We start from the raw sequence: 16,019 nt of genomic DNA, 5'->3' as shown, positions 1-16,019 counted from the left end.
GGCGGGCACGGAGCCGCGCACCGGACGCCGCCTAGGATGGAAGGCGTGACCACGACCTCGGCGCCGAATGCGGCCACACCTTCCCGATCCCGACGCGTCATCGCGATATCGCTCGCGGTGATCGCCGCCCTCGTGGTGGCGTTCTTCATCTTCGCGAACCTGTACACGGACTGGCTGTGGTACGCGCAGCTCGGCTTCGAGTCGGTGCTCATGACGCAGTGGGTCGCTCGCGTGGTGATGTTCGTCGTCGGCTTCCTCGGGATGGCGGTGCCGGTGTGGCTCGCGATCCAGCTCGCCTACCGCCTGCGTCCCGTATACGCCCGGCTGAGCTCGCAACTCGACCGCTACCAGGAGGTCGTCGAGCCGCTGCGGCGCCTGGCGATGTGGGGCATCCCGGTCTTCTTCGGGTTCTTCGCCGGCTTCGCCACGTCGGCGCAGTGGGAGACCACGTGGCTGTGGTTCAACGGCGTCGCGACCAGCCAGACCGATCCCGAGTTCGGACTCGACACCGGCTTCTACCTGTTCGCGCTGCCCTTCTACACGTCGCTGGTGGGGTTCATCTCAGCCGTCCTGCTGGTGTGCCTGCTGGTCACCGCGGCGGTGGCGTACCTCTACGGCGCCGTCCGGATCGGCCAGCGAGAGCTGCGGATCTCGAAGTCCGCGCGCATCCAGCTCGCCGTCCTCGCCGGCCTGTACCTGCTCGTGCAGGGTGCGAGCATCTGGCTCGACCGCTACCGCACGCTCATCGAGCCGGGCGGCATGGGCCGCATCACCGGCCCGGGCTACACCGAGGCCAACGCCGTCATCCCCGGTCAGACGGTGCTCGCGGTCATCGCGGCCGTGGTCGCGATCCTGTTCTTCGTCACGGCGATCATCGGCCGCTGGCGCTACCCCCTCATCGCGACGGCGCTGCTGATCGTCTCGGCGATCGTCGTGGGCGTCGGCTATCCGTGGGTGGTCCGCACGTTCCAGGTGCAGCCGAACCAGCTGTCGCTCGAGAGCGAGTACTACGAACGCAACCTCGAGATGACCAAGGCCGCGTACGGCATCGACGATCTCGAGAAGATCGACTACACCGCCGAGGTCACGACCGAGGCGGGGCAGCTGCGCGAGGATGCCGAGACGACGGCGTCCATCCGCATCATGGACCCCGCGATCATCGGCCCGACGGTGCGGCAGCTCGAGCAGTACCGCGCCTACTACCAGTTCCAGGACCCGCTCGACGTCGACCGCTACGAGATCGACGGCCAGTCGCAGGACACGATCGTGTCGGTCCGCGAGCTGAACACCGACCAGCTGGGCGCGGCCTCCAACTGGCAGAACAACGTCCTGGTCTACACGCACGGCTACGGCATCGTCGCCGCGGCGGGCAACGAGCGCACGGACGACGGCAACCCGGTCTTCCTCGAGCGCGGCATCCCCGCCGCCGGCTTCCTGTCGGACATGGAGGACTTCCAGCCGCGCGTCTACTTCGGCGAGTACTCGCCGGAGTACTCCATCGTCGGAGCGCCCGAGGGGACCGACCCGATCGAGCTGGACTACCCGTCCGGCACCGAGGGCTCGGAGAACGAGACACGGACGACCTTCGACGGCGACGGCGGACCGAGCCTGGGCGGCATCTTCAACCGCCTGCTGTACGCCCTGAAGTTCCAGTCCGAGCAGATCCTCTTCTCGGACTCGGTCAACGAGGACTCGCAGATCCTGTACGACCGCGACCCGAGCCTGCGCGTGCAGAAGGTCGCGCCCTACCTCACGCTCGACAGCGATCCCTACCCCAGCGTGGTCGACGGGCGCATCGTGTGGATCGTGGACGGCTACACGCTCAGCGCCAACTACCCGTACTCGACCACGGTCAGCCTGCAGCAGGCGATCGAGGACTCCAACAACACCGCTCCGCGGTTCGCGCTGGACGACATCAACTACGTCCGCAACTCGATCAAGGCGACGGTCGACGCCTACGACGGCTCGGTCACGCTGTACGCGTGGGACGACGAGGACCCGCTGCTCGAGGCGTGGCAGAAGGTGTACCCGTCGACGCTCAAGTCGGTCAGCGACATGTCGGCCGATCTCATGGCGCATGTGCGCTACCCGACGGACCTGTTCAAGATCCAGCGCGCGCTGCTCGGCGTCTACCACGTCGACGACGCCCGTGCGTTCTTCCAGCGCGACAACGCGTGGGCGACGCCGAACGACCCGCAGACCGATGCGCGCCTGCAGCCGCCGTACTACCTGACGATGCAGATGCCCGGTCAGGACGACCCCAGCTACTCGATGTTCACGACCTTCATCCCGTCCTCCGAGGCGGGCACCGCCAGCCGCAACGTGCTGATGGGGTATCTCGCCGTCGACGCGAACGCGGGCGACACGGCGGGGGAGAAGAACGACGACTACGGCAAGCTGCGCCTGCTCGAGATCTCGGCCGAGACGACCGTGCCCGGGCCCGGCCAGGTGCAGAACCGCTTCGACTCCGACACAGCGGTCTCGTCGCAGATCAACATCCTCCAGCAGGGCCAGTCCGAGGTGCTCAACGGCAACCTGCTGACGCTCCCGGTCGGAGGCGGTCTGCTCTATGTGCAGCCGGTGTTCGTGCAGGCGTCGCAGGGTACGCAGCTGCCGACGATCCGCAAGGTCCTGGTCGCGTTCGGCGACGAGATCGCCTTCGAGGACACCCTCGACGAAGCGCTGAACGCGCTGTTCGGCGGCGAGTCGGGCGCGACGACCGGGGACGAGGGGCTCTCGCCGACCCCCGACGCGACCCCCACGCCCGGCGCGACCCCGACGCCGACCCCGACGCCGAGCGAGCCGACGGAGCCCACCGACGAGTACCAGGCGGCCCTCGAGGACGCCCGTCAGGCGATGCTCGATCGCGACGCGGCTCTCGCGGAGGGCGACTGGACCGCCTACGGCGAGGCCGACGAGCGACTGACCGCCGCCGTCGAGAAGCTCATCGAGCTCGGGGGCTGATCGGCCCGTCCCGCGCGATGAACGCCCCCGGCCCTCGGGCCGGGGGCGTTCCGCATCCCCATCCGGCGGTCTCGATCAGGCCGTGATGATCGCGTACCAGATCAGCAGCAGCGTCACGAGGAAGCCGGCGAGCTGGTTGATCCACAGGAACCGGCGCCACCCGCGTGTGGCCTCGTGCGCGGTCTCGTCGGTGATGGCCCGGTACGGCCAGACCGCGATGAGGTACGGCACGGCGACGACGGCCGCCAGAGGTCCCGGCCAAGCTGTGGCGAGCATCGTGACACCGGCGGCGGCGTAGCAGGTCAGGGCGAACCACACCGTCCAGCGCGCTCCCCGTGCGGTCGCGATCGAGGCGATGCCGGCCTCGCGGTCGGCGACGACGTCCTGCACGGCCCCGAAGGCGTGGGAGGCGACGCCCCACAGCGCGAAGGCGAGGATCACCACGGCGAGCTGCCACGTCCAGTCGGCGCCCGCGAGCACGAGCCCGTACACCGCCGGCGAGAAGAAGTGGATGCTGCTGGTCACCGAATCGGCGAACGGCACCTCCTTGAGCCGCAGCGGCGGTGCGCTGTAGAACACGACGAAGAACAGGCTCGCCGCCAGCACCGCCCACGACACCGGGCCGCCCACGATCGCCAGGTAGACCACGAACGGCGCGCATGCGAGCGCCGCCGCCCACAGCGTGATGCGGTGCATGCGGCGATCGAGCACGGCGCCGTGCGCGCCGCCCTTGCGGGGGTTGCGCAGATCGGACTCGTAGTCGAAGACGTCGTTGATGCCGTACATCGCGAGGTTGTACGGCACGAGGAAGAACAGCGTGCCGATCACCAGGGTCGCGTCGATCTCCCGCGTGGTCAGCAGGTAGGCCGCCGCGAAGGGGTACGCGGTGTTGATCCAGCTGACGGGGCGCGAGGAGACCACCAGCTCGCGCGTCACGCGGGCGGGGGTCAGGGCGTCGGGCGTCACGGGGTCTCCTCGGAGCGGTCGGGAGCGGGCAGCAGGGTGAAGACGGCCGGCACGAGGAAGGCGGCGCACACCGCGTACGAGAAGTCCTCCAGCGGTGCGAGGCCGATCCGCAGGCCGCTCAGGTGCTCGGCGGGGTAGCTGAACAGCCCCGCCGCGATCATCACGTTGTCGAACAGCGCCGTGAGCGCGATGAGGACGACGGCGGCGAGGGCGGATGCGGCCATGCGCCGCCCGAATGCGGGGCGGCGCACCGTCGCCAGCGTGACGGCGATCGTCACGGCGGCGAACGGGAGGACGATGAGCGCGTATGTCACGTCGTGCCCTTCTCGGCGCCGGTGCCGCCGCCTGCGGCGACGGGGCGCCGCAGGCGCTGGGCGCCGCCGTACGCGACGAGGGCGAGGTAGCACAGGAAGGCGAGGAACACGGGCTCCTCGAGCGGCAGTTCGGGCGCGAGGTCGACGCCGACGTACAGGGGGCTGTCGCCCTTCACGAAGACCCCCGTCGCAATCCCGACGAGGTCCCACGCGAGGAAGAACGCCGTCCCCACGGCCACCGCGATGAGCGTCCGCACGGGCGCGGCGAACGCCGCCAGGCGCCAGCGCGCGTCGAGGGCCGCGACGCCCGCCGCCGAGATCAGGATCGCCGCGAGATAGAGCCCCGGCACGCGTCAGACCTTCGCGGGCTCGGCGATCGGACCGGGGGACCGGTCGCCGCGCAGGCGCTTGACGACGAGCTCGGCCGAGATCAGGCACATGGGCAGGCCGATGCCGGGCAGGGCCGACGTGCCGGCGTAGGCGAGCCGATCGACCTTGCGCGACGCGTTGCGGGGCCGGAACATCGCGCTCTGCCCGAGCGTGTGGGCGAGCCCGAGCGCGTTGCCCCGCCAGGCGTTCAGATCCGTCGCGAAGTCGCCCGGCGCGATCGTGCGGCGCACGACGATCCGGTCCTTCAGATCGGGGATGTCGCACCACGCGGCGATCTGGTCGATGACGCGGTCGGCCGCGGCCTCGATGGCGGCGTCGCCGTCGCCGTCCGTGCCGCCGTGCCCGAGCGCGGGTTCGGCGGGTACGGGCACGAGCACGAACAGGTTCTCGTTCCCGTCCGGGGCCACCGTGTCGTCGGTGGCGCTGGGGCGGCAGACGTACAGCGACGCGGGAGTGGGGATGCGGGGGGACGCGCCGAAGATGTCCTCGAAGTTCGCGCGCCAGTCCTCGGTGAACAGCAGCGTGTGGTGGGCGAGCTGCGGGAGCTCGCCTTCCACGCCGAGCAGCAGCAGGAGCGCGCCCGGCGACGGCGTGCGCGAGGCCCACCACTTCTCGGGGTAGGTGCGCAGGTGCTCGGGCAGCAGCACCGTCTCGGTGTGGTGCAGGTCGGCCGTGGAGACGACCAGATCGGCGTCGATGGTCTCGCCGCCGGCCAGCCGGATGCCGGTGGCGACGGCATCCGTCGTCAGGATCTCCGCGACCGGCGCCTCGGTCCGGATCGTCACTCCCCGCGCGCGGGCGAGGCGTTCGATCGCGCGGATCACCTCGGTGAACCCGCCGCGCGGGTACAGCACGCCCTCGTCGAGGTCGAGGTGGCTCATGAGGTGGTACAGGCTCGGCACGCCGTAGGGCGAGCCGCCCAGGAACACCGCCGGGTAGCCGAGGATCTGACGCAGCCGCTGGTCGGTGAACCGCTTGTCGACGTGGGAGGCGAGCGTGCGGGTCAGCAGCGGCGCCAGCTGGGGAACGCGCCGCAGCAGAGCGGGGTCCCGCAGGCCCGCCGTCGTCTCGTAGGTGTCGTACAGGAACCGCGTGACGGCCAGGTCGTACGCGTCGGCCGCCGAGTCGAGGTACGCGGCGAGCCGCTTGCCCGCTCCGGGCTCGATGCTCTCGAACAGCGCCGTGGACTCCTCGCGCCCCGAGCGGACGTCGACGGGCGGCGCGGGATCGGCCCCGGGCTCGGTGTAGACGCGGTACGCCGGGTCCAGCGGCACGAGGTCGAGCTCGTCCGCGGAGGTCGTGCCCAGCAGGCGGAAGAAGTGGTCGAAGACCTCGGGCATGAGGTACCAGCTGGGGCCGGTGTCGAAGCGGAAGCCGTCCTGCTCCCAGGAGCCTGCCCGGCCCCCGACGTCGTCACGGGCCTCGCAGACCGTGACGGTCCATCCCTCCTCGGCCAGCAGGGCCGCCGTGGCGAGGCCGGCGATCCCGCCGCCGACGACGACGGCGGTGCCGGGCTGCTGCGCGGAGACGCTCATGATCGCACCTCCCGCGGTGAGAAGCCGAGCGCGGCTCGCGCGGCCAGACCCGCCTTGACGGGATCGGGCACGCGCACGCGCACGCCGTCGTCGCCGCCGCGGCGCAGGCGCGCCGACAGCGCGGCGAACAGATCGTGGGCCGCCGTCACCGCACGGCGGCAGTCCGCCGGCAGCTTCGGCACGACCGCGGCTGCGGCGGCCAGATCGGCGTCGATGCGATCGAGCACCTCCGTGCGCGTCGTGCGACCGTCCGTGACACCCAGGTAGTCGCGGCCGAGGTCGGAGGCGTCGTGGTCGAGGTCGCGCAGGAAGTTCACGTCCTGGAACGCCGCGCCCAGGCGCCGCGCGCCCTCGACGACGTCGGGGGCCGGCTGCGGCGGCACCGTGGATCCCGCCCCGACGAACACCTGCAGGCACATCAGGCCCACCACCTCGGCCGAGCCGTACACGTACGCGTCGTGCGATGCGTCATCGTGCCGCGCCGTCGACAGGTCGGTCCGCATCGACGCGAAGAAGGGGCGCACGAGGTCCTCGCCGATGCCGCACTCGCGCGCCGTGCGGGCGAACGCGTGCACGATGAGGTTCGCGCTGAAGCCGCGCTCGATCGCGGCGAGCGTCTCGGTCTCGAGGTCGTCGAGCACGGTGTGCAGCGCGTCCGGTGGCAGTCCCGCCGCAGCGCCCGGGCCGTCGACGATCTCGTCGGCGACGCGCACGAGCGCGTAGACGGCGCGCACGTGCGGTCGCGGCCGCGGTCCGAGCAGGCGGCACGCGAGATTGAACGACGTGGAGTACCGGGCGATGACGCGGTCGGCGGCATCCTGTGCGGTCGCGTCGTAGAGGGCGAGGCCGGTCGCCTCTCCGTCTCGGTGGACGGGTCCGTTCACGGCATACGCTCCTGGATGCGGTCGGCGAGGGCGTGCAGCATCCGCCGGGCCGGGCGCGGAAGCGCCTCGTCGTCGTCGGTGCGCACCTGGTCGAGCGTATCGTCGATGAGCTCGCGCAGGCGCGTGCCCGCGCCGCTCGCCTCGAGGGCGCGCTGGGCTGCGCGGACGGCGATCGGGCCGGTGCGGGCCACCTGAAGCGCGGAATCGACCTGCGGCCACGCGGCGCTCTGCCGGGCGAGGGCGACGAGAGCGGTGAGCTTGGACTCGCGCAGATCGCCGCCGGACTCGCGCCCCGCCTGCTCCGCGGAGCCGAACGCGCCGATCAGGTCGTCGACGAGCTGGAACGCCAGCCCCAGGCGGTCGGCGTCCTGCTCGAGCCGGACGAGCGCCCGGTCCGATGCGCCGGCGAGCACGGCGCCGGCCAGCAGCGGAGCGCGGAACGAGTAGACGGCGGTCTTGTGGAAGGCCGTCGCGAGCAGCTCGTCGGCGTCCGCGTCGGCCGGGAGCACGCTGTGCTCGACATCGGAGAGCTCGCCGGCGGCCGAGACCAGCACGGCGTCGTCGAGCAGATCGAGGATGCGCACGCGTGCGTCGGGGGGCACGTCGGCGGTGGCGGCGAGCCGCAGCGCCTCGTGCAGCAGCAGATCGCCGGCGAGGATCGCCGCCGTCTCCCCGAGCAGGTGCGTGCCGTCGGCGTCGGCGCCGTTCGTGCGCGCCCGAACACGGAACTCGCCCGCGACGTTCGGCACGCCGCGGCGCACCGTGTCGTGGTCGATCACGTCGTCGTGCACGACGAAGGCCGCGTGGAGCAGCTCGAACGCGGCGGCGATCTGGTGCAGCCCCGGCACCTCGTCCGTGTCGCCGCCGAACGCCTGGAAGGCGTCGCACACGAGCGCGGGGCGGAAGCGCTTGCCGCCGCGCGCGGCGCGGCCGAGCGCTTCGCTGAGGGCGACGACGGAGTCCCCCAGCGGGAGCGCGCGGGTGCGGATGCGCTGGAGGGCCGTCTCGATCGCGAGGTCGAGTTCGGGTCGGTCTGATCGGAGCGTCATGAGGCGCGTCGCTGCGCGGCGGCGGGTTCGAACAGGCGCAGCTGCTCGGCCTGCAGCACGAGCCACGGGCTGAAGGCCCACGGCGTCGTCGTGAGGGACGCCGCGAGGTCGGCCGGGTCGACCCACTTCGCGTCGACGACCTCGAGCGGGTTCAGCGTGGGCTCCTGGTCGGTGCGCGCCGTGTAGACGGGGCACACCTCGTGCTCGACGATGCCGGTGGCGTCGACCGCGCGGTAGCGGAACAGGGGGAGCGCCAGCTCGATGTCGGTCAGCGTCAGCCCGAGCTCGAACTCGGCGCGTCGGCGGACGGCCGCGATGACCGGCTCGGCGGGACGCGGATGGCCGCAGAACGAGTTGCTCCAGACCCCGGGCCACGTCTTCTTGTCCAGCGCGCGGCGCGTCACGAGCACCTGGCCGGCGTCGTTGACGACATGGCACGAGAACGCCAGGTGCAGCGCCGTGTCGGTGCCGTGCACGCTGCTCTTGGGCGCCGTGCCGATGGCTCGGCCGTCCTCGTCGAGCAGGACGACATGGTCGGTGTCGTTCATGAGCCCCTCCCTGGGTATTCGCTAGCTAAGCTAGCAATCATCGTGGGGTTGATGCTACAAGGGAAGGGGGGTGGTGTCCATGAGTCAAGGCCCGTGGCAGCCGGCCACCGCGCACGAGCACGCGGTGATGGACCTGCTGCTCGCCGTGCGCGCGTTCAGCGACGCGCTCGATCGCATGAACGGCGGCATGAAGGACGACATGGACATGAACGCGTCCGACCTCGCCGCGCTGCGGATGCTGATCATGCGCGAGCAGCGCGGAGAGATCGTCAGCCCCCACGACGTCGCGCGGCACCTGCGCATCTCGACCGCGTCGACGACGAAGCTGCTGGACCGGCTCACCGATTCGGGGCATGTCGAGCGGATGCCGCATCCGACCGACCGGCGTGCCCGCGTCATCCGGCTCACCCCCGAGTCCCGCAAGACCTTCTATCGCCACTTCGGCGAGCGGATGGCGGCGATGCGCGCGGTCGCCGATCGCTACGACGAAGCCGAGCTCGCCCTCATCGTGCGCTTCCTCGGCGAGATGGGCGAGGTCATCGCCGCGCACGGCGAGTAGTCCGACGGCACCGGCGGATCGCGGCCGGGACACAGCGAGAACCCGGTGCAGACGCGAAGAAGGCGCCCCATCCGGGACGCCTTCTTCACTGTATTTCCGTTGCGGGGACAGGATTTGAACCTGCGACCTCTGGGTTATGAGCCCAGCGAGCTACCGAACTGCTCCACCCCGCGGCACAAGAGAAAAGCCTAGCACGGGTTCGGAGGGTCGTCCAATCGGGGCCGCGACCGGGTGACGCTCGCTTGCTCGCAGGGGAGCCCGCGGCCAGGATGAGGGGCATGACGACGTCCGCGTCCCTCGCCCTCGCGATCGCCCAGTTCTCGCCGGCGGCCGACCCCGCGGCGAACCTCCACGCGATCGGTCACCTCGTGGCGACGGCGGCCGATCGGGGCGCACGCGTGGTCGTGCTGCCCGAGTACTCCAGCTACTTCGTCGACCCGTTCGACCGCTCGCTCGTCGAGCATGCGCAGGAGATCGACGGGCCCTTCACGGCGCACCTGCGCGAGCTCGCGGCATCCCACGACGTCGTCATCGCCGCGGGCATGGTCGAGCGCGGGTCCGACGGCGAGCGTGTGCGCAACACGGTCGTCGCCGTCGGCGCCGACGGCGTGCTCGCGCGCTACCGCAAGATGCACCTGTACGACGCGTTCGGCCAGCGCGAGTCCGACTGGGTCGAGCCCGGTGACATCGACGCGCCTCAGGTGTTCGAGGCGGGCGGCCTGCGGTTCGGGCTGATGACCTGCTACGACCTGCGCTTCCCCGAGGTGGCCCGGACCCTCGCCGATGCCGGGGCCGACGTGATACTCGTCCCGGCCGAATGGGTGCGCGGCGCCCTCAAGGAGCACCACTGGCGGACGCTGCTGCACGCCCGTGCCATCGAGAACACGCTGTTCGTCGCTGCGGCCGATCACCCGCCGCCGCTCGGCGTCGGCAACTCGATGGTCGTCGACCCGCAGGGCGTCGAGATCGCGGCCGTCGGCACCGCGACCGACGTGGCCGTGGCCCATCTCGACCTCGGCGCCGTCGCGCGCGTGCGCCGGGTGAACCCCGCGCTCGCGCTGCGACGCTTCCGCGTCGAGCCGATCGGCTGAGTCACGACAGCGCGGCCAGGCGCGCCGCCGCCTCCTCGAGGACGTCGAACCGCTTGCAGGCGGCGAAGCGGACCAGCGACGCGTACTCGGCACGGCGCTCGGGCGTCGTGAACGCCGTCATCGGCACCGCGACGACGCCGGTGCGTCCGGGCAGCGCGCGGCAGAACGCGTGCGCGTCCCGGGCGCCGAGAGCGGCGGCATCCGCCACCGTGAAGTACGACCCGGCAGGCGTCGCGACGTCGAAGCCCGCCGCGCGCAGTCCCGCGCCGAGCACGTCGCGCTTGCGCCGGAGCGTGCCGGCGGCGTCCGCGAACACCTCGTCGGGCAGCCGCAGTCCCGCGGCGATCGCCGGCTGGAACGGGCTTCCGTTGACGTAGGTGAGGAACTGCTTGACCGCCAGCACCGCGTCGACGAGGTCGGCGGGGCCCGAGATCCACCCGATCTTCCAGCCGGTGGTCGAGAACGTCTTCCCGCCGGACGAGATCGAGAGGGTCCGCTCGGCGGCGCCGGGGACCGTCGCGATCGGCGTGTGCGGACCGTCGAACACGAGGTGCTCGTACACCTCGTCGGTGACGATGACGGCGTCGTGGCGTTCGGCGAGGCGGACGATCTCGGCGCGCACCGCGTCGCCGAACACCGTGCCGGTGGGGTTGTGGGGATCGTTCAGGAGGATGATGCGGGTGCGGTCGGTGACCGCCGCCGCGAGCTCGCCCGGGTCGGGCTGGAAGTCGGGCCACCGCAGCGGCACCGTCACCAGGCGGGCCCCCGCCAGTCCCGCCAGCGCGGCGTAGGCGTCGTAGTACGGCTCGAACACCACGATCTCGTCGTCGGGGCCGTCGACCAGTGCGAGGATCGCCGCGGCGAGAGCCTCGGTCGCGCCCGCCGTGACGAGGACTTCGCGCTCGGGATCCAGCGCGATGCCGTAGAAGCGTCGCTGATGCTCGGCGATCGCCTCGCGCAGTTCCAGGATGCCGCGACCGGGCGGGTACTGGTTGGCGCCGGACGCGATCGCCTCGCGAGCGGCCTCGAGGACGACGGCGGGGCCGTCCTCGTCGGGGAAGCCCTGTCCGAGATTGATCGCACCGGTTGCGGCCGCGAGGGCCGACATCTCGGCGAAGATGGTGGGGTGGATCGTGCCGTCCGCGCCGACGAGTCCGGCGCCGGCGGCGGCGCGGCGCCACGCACCGGGAATGTGTCGCATCGGGTCGAGGTTACTCGCCCGCGGCGTGCGCGATCGTGAGGGAATCGCTCATGCGAGTCCAATGCGAGCCATAGGCAACGCACAGAAACCGGAGCCACAGTGGACACCGGTTGGCAGAAGGAGCATCCCATGAGCGACAACCAGGGCGAGCGCCCCGAAGAACAGCACCCCCAGACGCCCGCGGCGGCCCACGAGGCCGCGCCGTCGGACGCGGGCGGCGCCGGACCCGCCCGGACCCCCGACGTGCCGCCCGTGCCTCCCATGCCGCCTGCGCCCCAGGGCGGATGGACCGCGCCCGCGGCATCCGCCCCTCCGGCAGCGCCCGCCGCGCCCGCCCCGCCGGCCGGCTACGCGCCGGGCGCCGCGTACGCGCACCCGCAGGGCTACGCAGCCCCCACCGGGCACACCGCCGCGCAGCCCGCTCCGGCACCCGGCTACGCCGGGCAGGCCTACACCGGCGCCTTCGGTCAGCCGACGTCCTCCGCCGACACGCACGCGACGACGCCGCTCGAGGGCGCCACGCTCACGGCCGCAGAGCCCGAGCCGAAGCAGAAGTCCGGCGCCGGCAAGGTCGCCGCCCTCATCGTGGCAGCCGCCCTCGTCGGCGGGGCCGCGGGCCTCGGCGGCGCCTACGCCGGCGTGAACCTGTTCTCGACGACCGCCTCGGCCCCGGCATCCGGCCCCGTGACGGTGACGGTCAACGACACCGACTCGGTCAACCAGACCGCCGCCATCGCCGCGAAGGTCGTGCCGAGCGTCGTCACGATCTACGCCAGCAGCGACAGCAGCAGCGGCACCGGCTCGGGCGTCGTGCTCTCCAGCGACGGGTACGTCGTCACGAACACGCACGTCGTGACGCTCGACGGCGCCACCGGCAGCGCCGCCATCACGGTCACCACCAGCGACGGCCGCGTGTACGACGCGACCGTGGTCGGCACCGATCCGACCTACGACCTGGCCGTCATCAAGCTGACCGACGCGACGGATCTGACCCCGATCGAGTTCGGCGACTCGTCATCGCTCAACGTCGGCGACGAGACCGTCGCCGTGGGTGCGCCGCTCGGGCTCTCGAACACCGTCACCACCGGCATCGTGAGCGCGCTGAACCGGTCCATTGAGATCCAGTCGTCGGCGGCGCCCGACTCCAGCGACGGCTCCGACTCGGGCGACACCGGCGACGACAGCGAGACGCCGTTCTTCTTCGACTTCGGCCAGGGCACCGGCGGCACCGGCACGAGCGAGACCATCAAGATCGCCGTCATCCAGACCGACGCCGCCATCAACCCCGGCAACTCCGGCGGCGCACTCGTCGACTCCGCCGGCGACCTGATCGGCATCAACGTCGCCATCGCGTCGGCGGGCAGCTCGTCGGGCCAGTCGGGTTCGATCGGTGTCGGCTTCTCGATCCCGTCCGACATCGTCCAGCGGATCACCGACGACATCATCGCCGACGGCACCGCCAGCCACGGCCTGCTCGGGGCGAGCGTGCAGTCGGCCGCCTACGTCGACGGCGTCGACATCACCGGAGCGTACGTCGCCGAGGTGACCGAGGGCGGCGGCGCGGCCAACGCGGGCATCCAGTCCGGCGACATCATCACCGGGTTCAACGGCGTGCCGATCACCGACGCGGTCGACCTGACGGCGCAGGTGCGCGCGGCCGCGGCGGGCAGCGCGGCGACGGTGACCTACGTGCGCGGCGACGAGTCGTTCACCGTCGACGTCACGCTGGGCTCGCTCACGCAGTAGCGCTCCGGCGGCTCCGGACGCCACCCCGCGATAGGCTCGCGGGGTGGCGTCCTTCTCGTTCGGCGCGGGCAACGCGCGCCAGCTCGCCGCACTCCCGCTGCAGGCCGTCGCGCGCCTGGCGACCGCGGCGATCCCGCGCTCGCGCGACCAGTGGGTCTTCGGCTGCGCGGTGGGGGTCGCAGACGGTGCGCTGGCCCTGTGGCGCATCGCGGCCGACGAGGGCGTTCCGGCGGTGTGGCTCGTCGCGTCCGAACGCGAGCGGGCGGATGCCGCGGCGCTGGGCATCCCCACCGTCGCGAAGTCCTCGCCCCGCGGCTGGTGGCGCACCGCGCGTGCGCGCGTCGTGGTCGTCACGCACGGCTTCGGCGACGTGAACCGCTACGGCGCGTGGGGGGCGTTCGTGGTGCAGCTGTGGCACGGCATCCCGCTCAAGCGCATCGGACTCGACTCGCCCGCCACGCTGCGGCTGCCCCGCGCTCTGCGCCGGGTGCTGGGGGAGCAGCGCGCCGCGGGGCTCGTCCGCGTGCTCTACCGGGCGTCGTCGCGCCGCATCAGCGTGATCCCGGCCGCGTCGCACCTCGTGCGCGGCCGGCTCGAGTCCGCGTTCGGGCTCGCCGACGGCCGCGTGCCGGTCACCGGCGAGCCGCGCGTCGACGTGCTGTCGCAGGGATCGCCCGGGGAGCGCCGCGCGCGGGCCCGCTCGCTCGCCGAGGTCGCCACGGGACCGATCGATCCAGACGCCCGCCTGGTGCTCTACGCGCCCACGTGGCGCGACGGGGCACCGGATCCCGCCGTCCCGGGCGCGCACGAGTGGCAGGCGATCGAGGACCTGCTCGAGCGCCGTGACGCCGTGCTGCTCGTGCGCTCGCACCCGCTCGGCGCCGGCGACTACCGCCCGCCGCAGCCGGGCACGCGCGTCCGCGAACTGAGCAGCGAGGCCGTGCCCGACATCACACCGCTGCTGCCGGCCCTGGACGCGCTCGTCACCGACTACTCATCGATCGCGTTCGATGCCGCGCTCGTGCCCGTGCCGACCGTGTTCCTCGCGCCCGACGAGGCGGAATACGCTCGCACCCGCGGGTTCTACGGCGCCTACGCGGACGTGGCCGACGGGGCCGCCGCGACGTGGACCGGCGCGTGCGCTCAACTCGACGCCGTGCTGGGCGACCCCGGCGAGCGCACGCGTCGGATCGAGCGCGCCGAGCAGCTCAGCGCCCGCGTGCACGCCTACCGCGACGGTGGCTCGGCGCGCAGGGTGTACCGTGCGATCCAGGTCCGCGTCAGGGCGGACCGCCGGAGAGGGGACACATGACGGATGCCCGGTTCACGAGCGGAGACGACGCCGCCCTGGTGATCACCGGAACGGGGCCCGCACCCGCTTCGCTCGAGGCGAGGGGTCCCCGCGCGCACGTGGTCGCCGACGTGACGAGCGACGGCGACGTGTGGCGCGCCTCGGTGCCGCTGAGCGCCGCCCGCTGGGGCGGACCGGAGCTGCCGCTGCCCTCGGGTGAGTACGAGATCGCCGCCGTCACCTCCTCGGGCTCCGGCGCGACCGGGCTCGATCTCCCGGATGCGCCGCTCGCCCAGCTCGGCGGCCTGCGCGCCCAGGTGCACGACGGGGCGCTGCGGATCGGGCCGCCGATCGACCCGGCGTACGACTCCGGCGAAGGGCAGGACGCCCTCGAGCGCCGCTATGCGCTGCGCACGGGGGCGCTCGAGGACGCGGTCTTCTTCGAGAGCTTCTACGGGCGCAACGCCAGCTGCAACCCGCTCGCCATCGACCGTGAGCTCGCCGCGCGCGTCCCGGGGATCACGCGCTACTGGAGCGTCGTCGACCTGTCGGTCGAGGTTCCCGACGGCGCCGTGCCGGTGGTCGAGGGCAGCCCCGACTGGTGGCGGGCGCGGGCCGTCTCCCGCCTGCTGGTGGTCAACGACTGGCTCCGCCGCCGCTTCGTCCGCCGCCGCGGCCAGGTCGTGCTCCAGACCTGGCACGGCACGCCCCTCAAGCGCCTGGCGCTGCACCGGCCCGGCTTCGACCCGCGCCGCGCCGTCGCGGTCCTGCGCGAATCCCGTCGGTGGGACGTCCTGCTCGCGCAGAACCCGTACGCCGCGGGCATCCTGTCGAAGGCGTACGCGTTCGGCCGCCGGCCGGTGTGGGTCGAGGGGTACCCGCGCAACGACGTCCTGGTCACCGGCGACGACGGTGACGTGCGGCGCGCCCTCGGCATCGGCCCCGACGAGCGCGTCCTGCTGTACGCGCCGACGTGGCGCGACGATCGCACCGAGATCGTGGACTACGTGGACCCGGCCTCGCTGGCCGTCGACGCCGACGCCGTCGTGCTCGTGCGCGGGCACTCGCGCACGCTGCTGCCGGGACGCGACGCGGTCGGACCGCGTGTCATCGACGTCACCGGGTACCCCGACACCTCACGACTGCTGCTGGCGGCCGACGCGCTCATCACCGACTACTCCTCGGTCATGTTCGACTTCTCGGTGACGGGCAAGCCGATGTACTTCCTCGTGCCCGACCTCGAGCGCTACCGGGGCGAGCTGCGCGGGTTCTACTTCGATCTGGCCGCGCGTGCCCCCGGGCCGCTCGTGCGTTCGCAGGAGGAGCTCGTGGACGCGCTCGCCGCGGACGCCGGCTCGCACGCCCACGCCTACGAGCTGTGGCGCGCACGCTTCAACGCGCGGGAGGACGGCCACTCCGCCGAGCGCGTCGTGGCGCGCATCCTCGACCAGGGCTTCATCCCGCGGAGCTGACCCGCCCGC

14 protein-coding genes and 1 tRNA gene are annotated in these 16,019 nt (G+C 72.4%); 6 read left to right on the top strand and 9 right to left on the bottom strand.

What is annotated here, in order from left to right; translation table 11 throughout:
* Positions 1-45: 45 nt before the first annotated feature.
* The gene (locus HD594_RS13080; protein WP_184751368.1) at positions 46-2,964 is read left to right on the top strand and encodes a UPF0182 family membrane protein; all 2,919 of its coding nucleotides are present in this window, start codon (positions 46-48) and stop codon (positions 2,962-2,964) included.
* A 75-nt stretch (positions 2,965-3,039) separates the two neighbouring features.
* Here HD594_RS13080 and HD594_RS13075 read toward each other — a convergent pair whose 3' ends face one another.
* Genes HD594_RS13075 through idi form a run of 7 tightly spaced genes read right to left on the bottom strand, consistent with a single transcriptional unit; the run spans position 3,040 to position 8,650 of the window.
* Positions 3,040-3,915 (bottom strand): prenyltransferase, encoded by an 876-nt coding sequence (locus HD594_RS13075; RefSeq protein ID WP_184752861.1) that lies wholly within the window; start codon positions 3,913-3,915, stop codon positions 3,040-3,042.
* A gap of 11 nt (positions 3,916-3,926) precedes the next feature.
* Positions 3,927-4,244: a lycopene cyclase domain-containing protein gene (locus HD594_RS17500; RefSeq protein ID WP_184751367.1), complete on the bottom strand. Its 318-nt coding sequence runs from the start codon at positions 4,242-4,244 to the stop codon at positions 3,927-3,929.
* Positions 4,241-4,594, bottom strand: a complete 354-nt coding sequence (locus tag HD594_RS17495; RefSeq protein ID WP_184751366.1) for a lycopene cyclase domain-containing protein — start codon at positions 4,592-4,594, stop codon at positions 4,241-4,243. The genes HD594_RS17500 and HD594_RS17495 overlap by 4 nt, the downstream gene beginning before the upstream one ends.
* 3 nt (positions 4,595-4,597) lie before the next feature.
* Entirely contained in the window at positions 4,598-6,169 is a 1,572-nt protein-coding gene (gene crtI / locus HD594_RS13060) for a phytoene desaturase family protein (protein ID WP_184751365.1), read from the bottom strand.
* Positions 6,166-7,053 (bottom strand): phytoene/squalene synthase family protein, encoded by an 888-nt coding sequence (locus HD594_RS13055; RefSeq protein ID WP_184751364.1) that lies wholly within the window; start codon positions 7,051-7,053, stop codon positions 6,166-6,168. Before HD594_RS13055 ends, crtI begins: the two co-directional genes overlap by 4 nt.
* Positions 7,050-8,102 (bottom strand): polyprenyl synthetase family protein, encoded by a 1,053-nt coding sequence (locus HD594_RS13050; RefSeq protein WP_184751363.1) that lies wholly within the window; start codon positions 8,100-8,102, stop codon positions 7,050-7,052. Before HD594_RS13050 ends, HD594_RS13055 begins: the two co-directional genes overlap by 4 nt.
* Positions 8,099-8,650 (bottom strand): isopentenyl-diphosphate Delta-isomerase, encoded by a 552-nt coding sequence (idi, locus tag HD594_RS13045; RefSeq protein ID WP_184751362.1) that lies wholly within the window; start codon positions 8,648-8,650, stop codon positions 8,099-8,101. The genes HD594_RS13050 and idi overlap by 4 nt, the downstream gene beginning before the upstream one ends.
* 79 nt (positions 8,651-8,729) lie before the next feature.
* On the opposite strand from idi, the gene HD594_RS13040 reads away from it, so the two are divergent.
* Positions 8,730-9,209: a MarR family winged helix-turn-helix transcriptional regulator gene (locus HD594_RS13040; protein WP_184751361.1), complete on the top strand. Its 480-nt coding sequence runs from the start codon at positions 8,730-8,732 to the stop codon at positions 9,207-9,209.
* Between the two features lie 99 nt (positions 9,210-9,308).
* On the opposite strand, the gene HD594_RS13035 is transcribed toward HD594_RS13040, so the two are convergent.
* A tRNA-Met gene (locus tag HD594_RS13035) sits at positions 9,309-9,382 on the bottom strand.
* 105 nt (positions 9,383-9,487) lie between these two features.
* Here HD594_RS13035 and HD594_RS13030 point away from each other — a divergent pair.
* Positions 9,488-10,300 (top strand): carbon-nitrogen hydrolase family protein, encoded by an 813-nt coding sequence (locus HD594_RS13030; protein ID WP_184751360.1) that lies wholly within the window; start codon positions 9,488-9,490, stop codon positions 10,298-10,300.
* 1 nt (position 10,301) lies between these two features.
* Here the strand turns inward: HD594_RS13030 and HD594_RS13025 are convergent, their stop codons facing one another.
* Complete coding sequence (locus tag HD594_RS13025; RefSeq protein WP_184751359.1) at positions 10,302-11,501, bottom strand: aminotransferase class I/II-fold pyridoxal phosphate-dependent enzyme; 1,200 nt, start codon at positions 11,499-11,501, stop codon at positions 10,302-10,304.
* A 129-nt stretch (positions 11,502-11,630) separates the two neighbouring features.
* Here HD594_RS13025 and HD594_RS13020 point away from each other — a divergent pair, with 129 nt between their 5' ends.
* Genes HD594_RS13020 through HD594_RS13010 form a run of 3 tightly spaced genes read left to right on the top strand, consistent with a single transcriptional unit; the run spans position 11,631 to position 16,010 of the window.
* Complete coding sequence (locus HD594_RS13020) at positions 11,631-13,247, top strand: S1C family serine protease (protein WP_184751358.1); 1,617 nt, start codon at positions 11,631-11,633, stop codon at positions 13,245-13,247.
* A gap of 43 nt (positions 13,248-13,290) precedes the next feature.
* A complete protein-coding gene (locus HD594_RS13015; protein ID WP_184751357.1) occupies positions 13,291-14,559 on the top strand; it encodes a CDP-glycerol glycerophosphotransferase family protein in 1,269 nt (422 codons plus the stop codon).
* On the top strand, positions 14,556-16,010 hold the full coding sequence (locus tag HD594_RS13010; RefSeq protein ID WP_184751356.1) for a CDP-glycerol glycerophosphotransferase family protein: 1,455 nt from the start codon (positions 14,556-14,558) through the stop codon (positions 16,008-16,010). Before HD594_RS13015 ends, HD594_RS13010 begins: the two co-directional genes overlap by 4 nt.
* The last annotated feature ends 9 nt before the right edge of the window (positions 16,011-16,019 follow it).

Source organism: Microbacterium thalassium, assembly GCF_014208045.1.
GTDB lineage: Bacteria > Actinomycetota > Actinomycetes > Actinomycetales > Microbacteriaceae > Microbacterium > Microbacterium thalassium.
The sequence above is the reverse complement of the archived record's forward strand: the minus strand, read 5'-3'. Positions and strand labels throughout refer to the sequence as shown.

Bases quoted from the DNA above. Each gene is read 5' to 3' on its own strand.
- HD594_RS13040 (WP_184751361.1), top strand. From the start codon at position 8,730: ATGAGTCAAGGCCCGTGGCAGCCGGCCACCGCGCACGAGCACGCGGTG.
- HD594_RS13030 (WP_184751360.1), top strand. From the start codon at position 9,488: ATGACGACGTCCGCGTCCCTCGCCCTCGCGATCGCCCAGTTCTCGCCG.
- HD594_RS13025 (WP_184751359.1), bottom strand. From the start codon at position 11,501: ATGCGACACATTCCCGGTGCGTGGCGCCGCGCCGCCGCCGGCGCCGGA.
- idi (WP_184751362.1), bottom strand. From the start codon at position 8,650: ATGAACGACACCGACCATGTCGTCCTGCTCGACGAGGACGGCCGAGCC.
- crtI (WP_184751365.1), bottom strand. From the start codon at position 6,169: ATGAGCGTCTCCGCGCAGCAGCCCGGCACCGCCGTCGTCGTCGGCGGC.
- HD594_RS13020 (WP_184751358.1), top strand. From the start codon at position 11,631: ATGAGCGACAACCAGGGCGAGCGCCCCGAAGAACAGCACCCCCAGACG.
- HD594_RS13050 (WP_184751363.1), bottom strand. From the start codon at position 8,102: ATGACGCTCCGATCAGACCGACCCGAACTCGACCTCGCGATCGAGACG.
- HD594_RS13010 (WP_184751356.1), top strand. From the start codon at position 14,556: ATGACGGATGCCCGGTTCACGAGCGGAGACGACGCCGCCCTGGTGATC.